The sequence below is a fragment of the Pseudomonas sp. PS02288 genome (genome assembly GCF_029959715.1).
Classification (GTDB): domain Bacteria; phylum Pseudomonadota; class Gammaproteobacteria; order Pseudomonadales; family Pseudomonadaceae; genus Pseudomonas_O; species Pseudomonas_O kuykendallii.
The window spans coordinates 1-11,480 of record NZ_JASCPA010000090.1 but is presented as its reverse complement, the minus strand read 5'-3'; the positions used below and the strand labels follow the sequence as shown (position 1 = coordinate 11,480).

Sequence of the window (11,480 nt, the reverse complement as noted above, 5' to 3'; positions counted from 1 at the left end):
CGCCAGCCCAGCTAGACCGCCTGATTGAGCGGCAGAGGCCTGGTCATCGCCCGACGGCCATGGCGGCTGGCTGCTTCGGGGGGCTTGCCTTGGGCAGGGCTGCAGCTTAGGTTGATGACATTGGGGGAACAGCATGCCCTGCAGAACGACACACGTCACTTTTGTTAAATTAATAAGCTAGCTACCTATTGGGCATAACCTTGCAATTTGCTTCAATTTACGCACATGCACTTGCGACCTCAAAATGCAACGTAAGCCCCGAATATCTCCATTATTGTCGCCGCCAGCCTTAGTTACAGCTGCTATGATGAATGAGATCGAAAACTGAAATCCCCCACTAGAATTGTTGACTGGAGTCAAAATGAATAAAAAGCGGCCGGTTAATCTTGATATTCGAACCATTCAGCTTCCTCTCACGGCGCTTACATCGATTCTGCACCGGATTTCAGGAATTATGCTCTTTATTTTTCTGGGACTGATACTGTATATGCTGAGCAAATCGTTGGAGTCAGAAAAGGGTTTTAATGAAGTCAAGGAGATTTTTTCTTCACCTTTCGGCAAAGTTAGTTTCTGGTTGGTATACTCTTCATTTATTTATCATCTCGTAGCCGGAATTCGACACCTAGTTATGGATGTGGGTGTTGGTCATACTTTGAAAGGCAGCAATCGCGCCTCTACTATTGTTTTAGTAGTGTCGGGTGTTTTAATGGTTGCTGGCGCCGTATGGATTTGGTAGCTGTGGAGTCGTAATGCGTATTTACAAGGACTAAAAGCGTCCTTTAAAGCTAACTTACGAAAGTATTTATAATCGACGGTTCACGCTTAAACGGTTGAATCCTTTCGGGCTTCCGAATAGCTGTTAGCTGAAAGCTATCATGAGCTAAGTTTTCTGTGCATCATCAAATGTGTTAATGGGAGCGCCATAGTACTAGGTACAAATATGGCTCTAGGACAATGTTAGATGTTTTGGATTTTGAGGCGGATCGCTCTTATCGAAGATCGTCTAATTCGCTCTGAAGCGCAGGTTTTTTGAAACTATCACCTGGTTGGCACACTGTGCGAATCAACATCAGATATGAGAAAGCCAATCAGGTGAACACTACCCTCGAGGGCTCATCTGTCCAGTTAAAGCCTCGAGTCTTTCTGGGTGCGCAAAAGACAAGAAGGTTATATGGGAAAATTATGAGGCCTGGATACCATGCGTCATGGGCGTGCCGATGCTGTGAGTGACAGAGCGAGAAGCAAGTGAAAGTCCCTGAAGTAGGGGCGGGATGCGCCCGAGTGGCATTTTTTGTCTTAAGGTAGATCGCGTAGCTGTTCTTCAGAATAATCTTCAGAGCGTTGACGACAGCCATCGCTGTGCATTCCTCAAGAATAGAATGTGTCGGAAGGGTGGCGTCATTGGTGTTAGTCATCGCTTAGGATTTCTCAATCTGGCTTACACGGGCGCCTGTACCGATATCCCCGCGGATGGCGACGTATCGATGTTGAATTCCTCGCCAGACGAAGTGCAATGAGCTGCGGCTATAGGCTTGCGCAGCCTTAGATAGCCGGCCGTCGCAGGCGCGCCGGTTGGCCGGGATCTTCTTCTGCCCGTCAGGTGTCCGGTCGGAACTCCAGCACGAACGCTACGACCTTTTCGGCGGACATTTCGCACGGCTTCAACAATGTCCTATCTGATGTAACGCGGAAGAGGTTGAAGCTGACAATGTCAGTCCCGTCCAACTCCCTGGCGAACAGACTGTTGCGACGTCCGTCCCCAGATCGCCGGACGATCAAGCTGAAACGCCGGCCTTCATAAGTCCCTTCTCTGTATCCCTCCGCAAGCTTCGCGAAAGCGGCATCGAACTCGGAATGCTCCATGTCATCCATCCTTATTGATAGAACAGAGGCGCGGCGGGTGCGAGACCGCCAGTGCCGGGTCGCGCTAAGGTGCCGGGCAGATTCCTGCAGCCGACGAGGCCCGGGGTGGGCAGGATAATTGAGATGTCGGCGCCCGCATGGCTATCAGCGAAGTCGTCCGTCCAGTCTGCTAGGCAACGTCCACGCCTTTCCAGAAAGCGATGTAATCCCGGATACCCTCGGCATCCGGAGTGGGGGCGGGATAGGTCCAAGCGGCGTTCACGTTGAGCGCGTCACCCGCGCGAACATGAAAGAAGCGCGCGGCGCCTTTGATCGGACAGACAGATGTGTGCGGGCTCATCTCAAGCAGGCTCAGGTCGACTCCTGACGGTGGGAAGTAGTGATTTCCCTCGACGATGACTGTTTCGTCGCTTGTGGCGATAGTAGTGTCTTTCCAGATGGCTGAGACCAACGGACTCTCCTTTTGTATTCATCAACCGGCGAAGGCTCGCGGGCTGGCTGCCCCAAGCCGCACCTCCTCAGGTGGCAGGCGGGTTGCGCCCGAGAAGTTTGTCGAGCTCGCCTCTGACATCGAGCGCGAATAGCTCATCGGAGCCACCGATAAGGGTGCCATTGATGAAGATCTGCGGCACGGAGCTTCGCCCCGACGCTTCCGCCATGGCCTGCCGGTGAGCCGGATCCGCCTCAATATCGAGCTCCTTCCATCGCACGCCCTTTTCCTTGAGGAGCGCCTTCGCTCGGCGGCAGAACGGGCACCAATTCGTGGTGTACAGCAATACATCAGTTGTCATATTGCATCTCCGGCAGTTGCACGCGGATCGCTGTCATGGCGTTGATCTCCAATTCGCGGCGTTCAAAGATGGCGACTGCACCTTGGCCGACATCGGAGCAGATGCTGACGATTGGCCGCTATCCAGGCGACATGGCCCAAAGTGCTTTCACCGCCAGGCAGAGGCCGCACGCGCCTCCTGTAGCGCCGAGCCGATGCTCTAAGGTAACCGAGCCTCGATTGGGACGGAAGCGGTCCCGCTCGAATCGCCCATCATGCTGGTCGAGCATATCAGGACGACGGATAGTGCAGGAACTTTCAAATTGAGCTTGATGTCGAGCCAGGTATCGCGAGCGAAGGCGTTCTAGAGGCCGGGGGGTACGAAGACTGTGTTCGGCAAAACGGTTCACGTTGATCGCCAAAGCTTCCCAGGGCGCACGTCTACGATCGGCGCGACGTGAGATAGCTCGCGCCGCTAGCCCCCGTAGCGCTCCGTCTTGATGATGGAGGCGTCCAAGCCCGCCAGCAGCGCGCTATCGGTTGCGATGTTGACGAATCCGTTAGAGCCGCAGACGAACACTTGCGTCGGCTTTCCCTGAAGCCTGGTTAGAATTTCTTGGACCATCATGCCGTCGATCCGTCGCGCAAAGTCCGATGCGCGAACCGGTTTCTCGCGCGTAATCGCGAGCGCCAGGACGAACGCCGGATCGCTGATTTCGATGCAATGAAGTTCTTCTGAGAAGAGAACGTCCTCGGCGGTTCGTGCGGACAGGAGCAACGCTGTCGGAACGGCTTGGGCCAATGCGCGGCGCTGCCGGATCATTGCCATCAACGGCACGAGGCCGGAGCCTCCCCCGATCAACAGAACCGGATCTATGGCAGGCTCAGGCCAAAGGAAATGGCCACCGAGCGGACCGCGAACTTCGATTTCGTCACCAATCGCCGCGATGTCGTGAAAAAACGGCGAAACTTCGGCATCCGGCATGCGCTCGATAGCTATCTCGACGATCGGGGTCGAAACTGCCGATGACGCGATCGAGTAGCTGCGCATTGCACTGTAGCCGTCGGGCGCGGTCAGCCGGATATCGACGTGCTGACCTGCGGTGTGCGCGAACGGCTTGCTCAACCGAAGGAAGAAGCTCTTGATACTCGGTGTTTGCTGGATGATGTCGTCGATCACGCATGATTGCCACGAACGGACTTGCGCTTCGTTTTCAGTCATGGGTGTATCGTTGTTCGCGCCACGGATCGCCGTAGATGTGATAGCCGTGCAGCTCCCAAAAGCCGGCCTCGTCACGCGTCGTGAATTGCAGCGCATTCACCCATTTGGCGGATTTCCAGAAGTAAAGGTGCGGCACTAGAAGACGCGCCGGCCCCCCATGATCGCGGGAAAGTGGCTTGCCCGCATAACTGAGGGCGACCATCGCTTTCCCGGAAAGCAGATCCGTCAGAGGGACGTTTGTCGAATAATTATCGTAGCAGTGCGCCAAGACGAAATCGGTAGGCCGATCAAGCTCTGCATCTGCAAGGATGTCTTCAATGAGTACACCCTCCCAAACGGTATCCAGTTTGGACCAAGAGGTGACGCAGTGAATATCCTTTGTCACCTGGGTCTTTGGTAGAGTGTTGAATTCGCCCCAATTCCACGTTTTGACGGGCTTCGGACCAATTTTGACTGTGAATTTCCAGTCGGAGGGCTCTACCCTCGGCGTAGGGCCGGCCGACAGAACAGGGAAATCCTCCACCAGATGCTGACCTGGCGGAATCCGATCGGACTGGTCGCCTGAACCGCGACCGGTGAAACCTCTGGTGACCATAGTGACCCCTCTTGCTCGATACGGCAGACCGAAGCCGGCCTTCATTTCAGTACTCTGCGTAAAGCATTTGCCCGCACATCCGCCGAATAAGCCAATCGACTAAAAATCAGATACAGATGCTCTATCATCGTAAAAAATCGCGTATCGAACATAGCGTCAGGCCAGCATGATTCCCAATACCCAATGGCTATAGGGTAGATAACCCCAAGGCTGCGTACGCTGATCTGCGGTATGCGGAGCGGAAGTTGCAGGTTCGCTCTCAAACGGATGGGCAGCGTGCAAAGCTCAAGGCTCACCAGCGCATGGTTGCCCAGTTCGCGCTCGCCGGCAGCTTGAGTATATTAAGGACGAAATGTCGATCTGATCTATTCTGGCTTCAGGAAATAGGGAAAATAAGGTCGGACGTTCGCGCACCGTCGCGACGCGCGATCATCCACTAAGCTTCTGTATCGGGGTTGGAGGATCAGATGAACGAGATCGAACGACAAGCGCCTGAGCTGCGGGTGCAAAAATGGATTGGCAAAGATGGGGAAAGTATCGCGCCGTTCAAACTGTCAGATATCGGGCCCGGCCCGAAAATCTTGTTTGCCTTCCAGCATTGGTGCCAAGGTTGCCATTTGCATGGGTTTCCGACGCTACAAAAGTTGCATGCAGCGTTGAGCTCAAAAGACGTGGGGTTCGCAGTGATCCAGACCGTCTTCGAAGGAACGCATGAGAATACCTTCGAGAAGTTGCGCGTGAACCAGCTCAAGTATGAGCTTCCTATCGTTTTCGGTCACGACGAGCAACCGACCGGCTCGCCGTTTCCAACCTTCATGGAAGACTACCGCACACGAGGAACTCCGTGGTTTACGGTTATCGACGCTGGCGGTAGCATTGTTTTCTCGGACTTCCATCTCGACGCGGAGCGACTAGTGAAGCAACTTGAGCAAGGTTAATCGTTGGAAGGTGGGCAATCATCCTGATTGCCACCCATCCCCTGATGCCCACTACAGGCGTTGCGCGCTGTAACTCTGTTGATCAGCGTGCGAAAACCCGGATCCGGATAGGAGGAGCGTCAACGATTGAATCAATCCGTTGGGAGAGGGCGGCTCCGCTCCGTCAGCTCGGCAATAGATAACCCATTCTCGCCGAGCAACTCTCTGATCCGATCGACGATATGAGCCCCTAGCGCCGCTGTCTTGGTCCCCCCCACAGATTCCCAAGATGCGAGTTCACACGCCGATACCTCGTGGTCAGCGCCGAAGTGCTTCTGTCGGTATGTCACCGCCGCCCTTCAATGATAAAGGCGCGGTAACGGGAACCGGCAAAGCGATGAGCAGCGATGGTTTGGTAGGCGGGACTGTCATACCAGTCGCGAGCGGCCTGCATCGTCGGGAAACGCAAGATTACGGCCCCTTCGATGGGCGGCCCCTCCAAATGCTGGATCGCGCCATAAGCGGCGAGAAAGGTAACGTCGTGACCATCGAACGATGGTCCGACGCCTGCAGAATAGGTTGCGAGTGCATGTGGGTCGCTGGTTTCTTCCCGCGTAAAGACGACGAACGCTTCCATCATTAGGCCTCTCAAAGGTTGGATCTGTTGGCCATTACCACCGGTGATGGCCTCACAGTCGTCAGGCTGGCAACTGGAACCCGGTTTTCATGAGTGCCTCGACGCACGCATCCTGATCCTGCTGATAGTTGCCTCCGGAGATGCCTATGCCGCCGATCAACTTCCCATCCTCCAGAATCGGATAACCGCCGCCGACAGCGACCATCCGAGGGCGATAGGCTAGCGGCGCCACTTTTGGATCGTTGGTCACATAGTCGTTCCAGACATGGGTCGGGAACCCAAACGAGGCGGAACTCCAGGCCTTGTCGATGGCAACATCGACGGTAAGGAACGGCGCATCGTCGGTGCGCTCGAACGCGCGCAGGTTACCGGTGGCGTCGACGACGGCGACGGCAGCCGGGATGCCGATGGCACGGGCCGCAGCGAGCGCCGCGTCGATGAGGGCGACTGCGGTTTCGCGGTTGATCGAGGCGGTGGCAATAGATTTGGTCATGGGATTCTCATCGCTGGGGCATAACCCGTTCGGCTTTTTGAGGTTGGACAAGATGTTTGGCGATCGCGGTCGTTAGAAGCCTTCGAGGACGATCTTGCCTTTAGCCGCGCCACTTTCGATCAGTGCATGCACCGTCTTCAGATTGGCGGCATTGATCGGCGACAGTCGCCGGGTCAGCGTCGTGCGGATTTTGCCGTCGTCAACCAGCGCTGCCATCGCATCCAGAATCTCGCCCTGCTCATTCATGTCGGGCGTGCCGTAGATCGACCGCGTGAACATCAGCTCGTGGTGGATCGACACCGCCTTGCGCTTGAAAACCATGATATCGAATGCCTTGGGATCGTCGATCAGTCCGAACCGTCCTTGTGGGGCGATCAGTTCGGCGATGTCGGCGACATGTTGCTCGGTATGTGTGGTCGAAAAGACGAAAGCGGGAGCACCGATGCCGAGTTCGGCGATCTGTGGCGCGAGCGGACGAGAATGGTCGATGACGTGGTGAGCTCCAAGCCCTCTTACCCACTCTTGGGTTTCCGGTCGAGAGGCTGTGGCGATGACGGTGAGGTCCGTGCGCTGTCGCGCGATCTGGACGGCGATCGACCCAACCCCGCCCGCGCCACCGATGATGAGGATCGCCTCCGCCGCACCGGGTACGGGCTTCGCCACGTCCAGGCGGTCGAACATCGCCTCCCAGGCCGTCAACGTCGTCAGCGGCAGCGCCGCCGCTTCCGCCCAGGAGAGCGACGCAGGTTTGTGACCGACAATCCGGGCGTCGACGAGATGGAACTCCGCATTGGTACCGGGCCGTGTGATCGATCCGGCATAATAGACCTCGTCGCCTAACTCGAACTGCGTGACGTCGGGGCCGACCTCGCGCACAATCCCGGCGGCATCCCATCCCAGCACCTTCCAATCGCCATCTGCCGGCGGCGTGCTGTTGCGGACCTTGTAGTCGACCGGGTTGACCGAGACGGCCTTCACCTCAACCAGGATATCGTATCCTGCAGCGACAGGCCGAGGCAGATTGATGTCGACCAGCGCGGCATCCGCGGCGATGGGTCCCGGAACCTTGTAACCAATGGCTTTCATAAATGTCTCCAGCTTGCTTGATCGGATGACGCGAATGCTCGTTAGTCAACTTCTTCTACATTGAGGTCCCGACTCTTGAACTGGGTCGCGGTAGCAGATTTCATCGAACACGTCGATCAACAGGCCCTTATGCTCGGTCGCCGGATCGGTGATCGCGTAGAGGGTGGAGGCGTTATCGCCATCATCACCGCTTCCGAGGCGAAACGCCGCGTCGACGCAGATGCCGCACGGACCGATGGTTGATCCTGGCTCGAGATCGACGAGATTGCTGTCCTTGACGCGCTATTCGCGGTCTTAGCCCTTGGCGATGAAGGACTGAACTGCTTGTAGAGCGTCGGTCAGCTGCTATGTCATGGACGCACCTTCATCTTGAGTTGGATTGGACAAGCTTCCGTATAAGGCCCGCTGTAACCGTCAGATGACGGCGAAGAAAACGATGGGCAGTATTCACAGCCACTTAGCCTTCTTGAAGCGCACAAATAGGAAAACGCACGATATCGCTATCACTCCGAGCACGACAAAGTATCCGTAGGCCGTGTCCAGCTCCGGCATGTGCTTAAAGTTCATGCCGTATATTCCAGCGATCGCCGTCGGGACTGCCAGTATTGCCGCCCAAGCCGCCAGCTGGCGGGTGATCACCCCCGTCCTTTGCGCTTCAAGAAGGCTGCTGGCCTCAAAGACCGTGGACAGGACAAGCAGGAGGCCGTCGACCATGGACTGCACGCGGTGGACATGGTCCGCGACGTCGTGGAAATATGGTGTCATTTCGGCGCTGATGCAGGGAAAGTGGCCGCGAACGAGCTTTCGCACCAGCTCGGCCATAGCCCCGAGCGTGCGCTGGAACCGCGTGAGTTCGGACCTTAGTTCGAAGATTCGCGCCACCTCTTCTGGCCCGAGGAAATCGTGCAGCGACCGTCGCTCCATCGCCAGGACGTCGTCCTCGATCATTTCGAAGATGGGCAGATACTGGTCGACCACGCGATGCAAGATCGCGTGCAGCACATAGTCGACACCCTTGCCGAACTGCGTCGGCGATGCCTCGAGTTGCTCCCGAAGTTTGCCCAGCGCTCCGGCATTGCCGTGCCGCACGGTGATAAGGTGATTGTGACCGGTGAAGATCGCCATCTTGCCGTAGCTGATCCGGTCGCCGACCAGCTCGGCGGTCTGCGCGACGACGTACAACTCATCGTTGTAGACCTCGAGCTTGGGCGGGCACAGCGGGTGCATCGCGTTGTCGATCGCCAACGGATGAAGATTATATGTCCTTTGGATCGCGAGTAGTTCCTCGGGGGTGGGTTCGCTAAGCGCGATCCAGCAGAAGCCCGAGCGACTCTCGCCCAACTTGACGTGCTCATCGAGCGCGATTTCGCGAACTCGCTTGCCTTCGTTGTAATAATAGGCGGCGATGATGCTCATGCTGGCCTCGCGGGAATGTGGAGGCCACGCTGGACGGCCGGTCGAGCCAGCCCGCGTCCAAGCCATGCGCGGACGTTCGAAAAGCTGCTGAGGCCAAGGATGTCACCCGCAGCGTAGAATTCCACCAGCGCATTCACCCAGCCGAGCGTCGCGATGTCCGCGATCGAATAGTCGTCGACGATCCAGTCGCGGCCTTCCAGCCGGCGATCCAGAATCCCCAGCAGACGCGTGGATTCGTCGATAAAGCGCTGTTGCGGCCGCTTGTCCTCATAGTCCTTGCCGCCAAATCGCAGGAAGAAGCCGAGCTGACCGAACATCGGCCCGATGGCCGACATCTGAAAGAACACCCACGCTAGGGTCTCGTAACGCTGGCCTGGTTCGGTGGAGATGAACTGACCCGTCTTGTCGGCCAGATAGAGGAGGATCGCACCGGATTCCCATAAGGCGATGGGTCTACCGTCAGGGCCAGCCGGATCGATGATCGCCGGTATGCGTCCGTTCGGGTTCAGCGACACGAACGCCGGATCCTTCGACTCGTTGTTCGAGATGTCGATCAGGTGGGGCTCGTACGCCAGGCCAGTCTCCTCAAGCATGATCGAGACCTTGACGCCATTGGGCGTAGGGGCTGCGTAGAGTTGCAGGCGATCGGGATGAGATGCCGGCCAGCGCTGCGTGATCGGAAAGGACGAGAGGTCTGGCATAAATCTGCGATCCTGGTGTTGCGATGGCGACTGACTGGAACGAGCCGTCACTCTGAAGTAGGGTTCGATGACCGCGTCGCTGAACGACGCGGTCACGAAGATTGCGGACCGGATCGGCGCAGTGGCAACGGCAGTGAAGCCTATTCCGCCGCGGTCCCGGCCGCTGGCTGTACGTCGTCAACCTTTTGGCGCTTCGGAAGCACCCAGCCGGGACGGACGAAGTGGCAGGTGTAGCCGCCCGGGCGCTTCTCCAGATAATCCTGGTGATCGGGCTCGGCCTCCCAGAACTCGCCGACCGGCTGGACCTCGGTCACCACTTTGCCATCCCACAGCCCCGAGGCATCCACATCGGCGATCGTATCCTCGGCGACGCGCTTCTGCTCCTCGTCGACATAATAGATGCCCGACCGGTAGGAGAGCCCACGATCATTGCCCTGGCGGTTCAGCGTCGTCGGATCGTGGATCTGGAAGAAGAATTCCAGGATGTTCCGGTAGCTCGTCACTGTCGGGTCGAAGACAATCTCGATCCCCTCGGCATGCGTGCCGTGATTACGATACGTGGCGTTCGGAATATCGCCGCCCGTGTAACCCACACGGGTCGAGATGATGCCGGGCCGCTTGCGGATCAGATCCTGCATGCCCCAGAAACATCCTCCTGCGAGAACAGCGCGCTGATGCATGTTAAGCCTCCTCTACTTGATCGAGATATTCACCGTATCCCTCGGACTCCATCTCGTCGCGCGGGATGAAGCGAAGGGACGCTGAGTTGATGCAGTACCGCAGACCGCCGCGGTCGGAAGGACCATCGGGGAACACATGGCCGAGATGACTGTCTGCGTGTACTGACCTGACCTCCGTCCGGACCATGCCGTGTGCGCTGTCCCGCACCTCGTTCACGTTTGCCGAAACGATCGGCTTGGTGAAGCTGGGCCAGCCAGTACCCGAATCGAACTTGTCCGTCGAAGCGAACAGTGGCTCTCCCGACACTATGTCGACGTAGATGCCAGGCTCCTTGTTGTCGTTGTACTCGCCCGTGAAGGGCCTTTCGGTGCCCGCCTCCTGGGTAATTCGGTGTTGCTCGGGAGTCAGGTGGTCGATTGCTGTCTGTGACTTTTCAAACTTCATTACAGTCTCCAATACTTATCTAGAGGGCCAGGCACGCTACCGCTAATTTTTTATGTCTCCTGATTTGCTCCTACAATGGTAGTGGGATGGCAAACGAGGTTTTACTAAGTGTTGGAAAATTAGAGATTTAAATTTCGCGTCTATTAATTCTAGCGCAACTGAGTGGTTAAGCAAGTACGTAATCAGTAAATATTAAAAAAATAACACAAAAGCACGATTATATAATACAGTGTCAGTGTTTTATGATAATCAACAACGCCTGTTTAGATGCTGGTAGATGCGAATTTTTTGGCGTACAGTCAAAATTTTCTGATGGTTGCTTAGTGTGTTGGCGCTGATGGAAAATTGACCCACCCTGCCGATTGAAATTTGACCCAGGGCGGATTGCTGATTTTGTTACCAGCAACTGTGGATAAGTCTACCAGCGCAGCTGCTGTTGCCCCCACTCCTTCGCTAGCCCAGTTCAGTTGTTTAAGACCTGCCACACGCAGCCATGTAGCAGGCCGTCGTCGCCATGAAATCAGAACGGCTCATCGTCCTCCGGTTCCTGGCCGCCCTTACGCTTTCGCTCCCGTGATTTGATCTTGGCCTGGGCCGCCAAGCTACTGTGTTGCAGGCGATAGGACTCGTTACCGGTTTCGACGATGTGGCAGTGG

At 56.6% G+C, this 11,480-nt stretch carries 15 protein-coding genes and 1 pseudogene; 3 read left to right on the top strand and 13 right to left on the bottom strand.

Annotation, left to right across the window (positions count from 1 at the left end; translation table 11 throughout):
• The first annotated feature begins 361 nt into the window (after nucleotides 1-361).
• Nucleotides 362-736 (top strand): succinate dehydrogenase, cytochrome b556 subunit, encoded by a 375-nt coding sequence (gene sdhC / locus QMX85_RS22325; RefSeq protein ID WP_005005993.1) that lies wholly within the window; start codon nucleotides 362-364, stop codon nucleotides 734-736.
• A gap of 860 nt (nucleotides 737-1,596) precedes the next feature.
• Here sdhC and QMX85_RS22320 read toward each other — a convergent pair.
• From QMX85_RS22320 to QMX85_RS22300, 5 genes are all read right to left on the bottom strand, one after another.
• Nucleotides 1,597-1,863: a hypothetical protein gene (locus QMX85_RS22320; RefSeq protein WP_003464988.1), complete on the bottom strand. Its 267-nt coding sequence runs from the start codon at nucleotides 1,861-1,863 to the stop codon at nucleotides 1,597-1,599.
• A 169-nt stretch (nucleotides 1,864-2,032) separates the two neighbouring features.
• Nucleotides 2,033-2,314: a DUF427 domain-containing protein gene (locus QMX85_RS22315; RefSeq protein ID WP_003464986.1), complete on the bottom strand. Its 282-nt coding sequence runs from the start codon at nucleotides 2,312-2,314 to the stop codon at nucleotides 2,033-2,035.
• 67 nt (nucleotides 2,315-2,381) lie between these two features.
• Nucleotides 2,382-2,654: a glutaredoxin 3 gene (gene grxC / locus QMX85_RS22310; protein ID WP_005005995.1), complete on the bottom strand. Its 273-nt coding sequence runs from the start codon at nucleotides 2,652-2,654 to the stop codon at nucleotides 2,382-2,384.
• A 453-nt stretch (nucleotides 2,655-3,107) separates the two neighbouring features.
• Nucleotides 3,108-3,854, bottom strand: coding sequence for a ferredoxin reductase (locus QMX85_RS22305; protein WP_002118292.1), 747 nt, complete (start codon nucleotides 3,852-3,854; stop codon nucleotides 3,108-3,110).
• Complete coding sequence (locus QMX85_RS22300) at nucleotides 3,847-4,449, bottom strand: sulfite oxidase-like oxidoreductase (RefSeq protein ID WP_003464980.1); 603 nt, start codon at nucleotides 4,447-4,449, stop codon at nucleotides 3,847-3,849. The genes QMX85_RS22305 and QMX85_RS22300 overlap by 8 nt, the downstream gene beginning before the upstream one ends.
• 467 nt (nucleotides 4,450-4,916) lie before the next feature.
• On the opposite strand from QMX85_RS22300, the gene QMX85_RS22295 reads away from it, so the two are divergent.
• The gene (locus QMX85_RS22295) at nucleotides 4,917-5,387 is read left to right on the top strand and encodes a hypothetical protein (protein WP_003464979.1); all 471 of its coding nucleotides are present in this window, start codon (nucleotides 4,917-4,919) and stop codon (nucleotides 5,385-5,387) included.
• Between the two features lie 325 nt (nucleotides 5,388-5,712).
• Here the strand turns inward: QMX85_RS22295 and QMX85_RS22290 are convergent, their stop codons facing one another.
• The 3 genes from QMX85_RS22290 to QMX85_RS22280 all read right to left on the bottom strand — a co-directional run bounded on the left by QMX85_RS22290 (nucleotide 5,713) and on the right by QMX85_RS22280 (nucleotide 7,582).
• Nucleotides 5,713-6,006: a DUF1330 domain-containing protein gene (locus tag QMX85_RS22290; protein ID WP_003464978.1), complete on the bottom strand. Its 294-nt coding sequence runs from the start codon at nucleotides 6,004-6,006 to the stop codon at nucleotides 5,713-5,715.
• A 58-nt stretch (nucleotides 6,007-6,064) separates the two neighbouring features.
• On the bottom strand, nucleotides 6,065-6,496 hold the full coding sequence (locus tag QMX85_RS22285) for a heme-binding protein (protein WP_282344594.1): 432 nt from the start codon (nucleotides 6,494-6,496) through the stop codon (nucleotides 6,065-6,067).
• A gap of 72 nt (nucleotides 6,497-6,568) precedes the next feature.
• A complete protein-coding gene (locus tag QMX85_RS22280) occupies nucleotides 6,569-7,582 on the bottom strand; it encodes a zinc-binding alcohol dehydrogenase family protein (protein ID WP_002118279.1) in 1,014 nt (337 codons plus the stop codon).
• Nucleotides 7,583-7,657: 75 nt separating this feature from the next.
• Between QMX85_RS22280 and QMX85_RS22275 the strand changes: the two genes are divergently transcribed.
• Nucleotides 7,658-7,825: a hypothetical protein gene (locus QMX85_RS22275; RefSeq protein WP_016487060.1), complete on the top strand. Its 168-nt coding sequence runs from the start codon at nucleotides 7,658-7,660 to the stop codon at nucleotides 7,823-7,825.
• A gap of 204 nt (nucleotides 7,826-8,029) precedes the next feature.
• Here QMX85_RS22275 and QMX85_RS22270 read toward each other — a convergent pair whose 3' ends face one another.
• The 5 genes and pseudogenes from QMX85_RS22270 to QMX85_RS22250 all read right to left on the bottom strand — a co-directional run.
• Nucleotides 8,030-8,998 (bottom strand): magnesium and cobalt transport protein CorA, encoded by a 969-nt coding sequence (locus QMX85_RS22270; protein ID WP_003464971.1) that lies wholly within the window; start codon nucleotides 8,996-8,998, stop codon nucleotides 8,030-8,032.
• Nucleotides 8,995-9,699 carry a glutathione S-transferase N-terminal domain-containing protein gene (locus QMX85_RS22265; protein ID WP_003464969.1) on the bottom strand — a complete coding sequence of 235 codons (705 nt, stop codon included), beginning with the start codon at nucleotides 9,697-9,699 and terminating at the stop codon, nucleotides 8,995-8,997. Before QMX85_RS22265 ends, QMX85_RS22270 begins: the two co-directional genes overlap by 4 nt.
• A 140-nt stretch (nucleotides 9,700-9,839) precedes the next feature.
• Nucleotides 9,840-10,379 (bottom strand): peptide-methionine (S)-S-oxide reductase MsrA, encoded by a 540-nt coding sequence (msrA, locus tag QMX85_RS22260; RefSeq protein ID WP_003464967.1) that lies wholly within the window; start codon nucleotides 10,377-10,379, stop codon nucleotides 9,840-9,842.
• Nucleotide 10,380: 1 nt separating this feature from the next.
• Nucleotides 10,381-10,824 carry a peptide-methionine (R)-S-oxide reductase MsrB gene (msrB, locus tag QMX85_RS22255; RefSeq protein ID WP_003464965.1) on the bottom strand — a complete coding sequence of 148 codons (444 nt, stop codon included), beginning with the start codon at nucleotides 10,822-10,824 and terminating at the stop codon, nucleotides 10,381-10,383.
• 520 nt (nucleotides 10,825-11,344) lie between these two features.
• A pseudogene (locus QMX85_RS22250) lies at nucleotides 11,345-11,480 on the bottom strand (ATP-binding protein); the annotation flags it as partial.

Bases quoted from the DNA above. Each gene is read 5' to 3' on its own strand.
- QMX85_RS22320 (WP_003464988.1), bottom strand. From the start codon at position 1,863: ATGGAGCATTCCGAGTTCGATGCCGCTTTCGCGAAGCTTGCGGAGGGA.
- sdhC (WP_005005993.1), top strand. From the start codon at position 362: ATGAATAAAAAGCGGCCGGTTAATCTTGATATTCGAACCATTCAGCTT.
- QMX85_RS22305 (WP_002118292.1), bottom strand. From the start codon at position 3,854: ATGACTGAAAACGAAGCGCAAGTCCGTTCGTGGCAATCATGCGTGATC.
- QMX85_RS22265 (WP_003464969.1), bottom strand. From the start codon at position 9,699: ATGCCAGACCTCTCGTCCTTTCCGATCACGCAGCGCTGGCCGGCATCT.
- QMX85_RS22295 (WP_003464979.1), top strand. From the start codon at position 4,917: ATGAACGAGATCGAACGACAAGCGCCTGAGCTGCGGGTGCAAAAATGG.
- grxC (WP_005005995.1), bottom strand. From the start codon at position 2,654: ATGACAACTGATGTATTGCTGTACACCACGAATTGGTGCCCGTTCTGC.
- QMX85_RS22280 (WP_002118279.1), bottom strand. From the start codon at position 7,582: ATGAAAGCCATTGGTTACAAGGTTCCGGGACCCATCGCCGCGGATGCC.
- QMX85_RS22300 (WP_003464980.1), bottom strand. From the start codon at position 4,449: ATGGTCACCAGAGGTTTCACCGGTCGCGGTTCAGGCGACCAGTCCGAT.
- msrB (WP_003464965.1), bottom strand. From the start codon at position 10,824: ATGAAGTTTGAAAAGTCACAGACAGCAATCGACCACCTGACTCCCGAG.
- QMX85_RS22290 (WP_003464978.1), bottom strand. From the start codon at position 6,006: ATGATGGAAGCGTTCGTCGTCTTTACGCGGGAAGAAACCAGCGACCCA.
- QMX85_RS22270 (WP_003464971.1), bottom strand. From the start codon at position 8,998: ATGAGCATCATCGCCGCCTATTATTACAACGAAGGCAAGCGAGTTCGC.
- msrA (WP_003464967.1), bottom strand. From the start codon at position 10,379: ATGCATCAGCGCGCTGTTCTCGCAGGAGGATGTTTCTGGGGCATGCAG.
- QMX85_RS22285 (WP_282344594.1), bottom strand. From the start codon at position 6,496: ATGACCAAATCTATTGCCACCGCCTCGATCAACCGCGAAACCGCAGTC.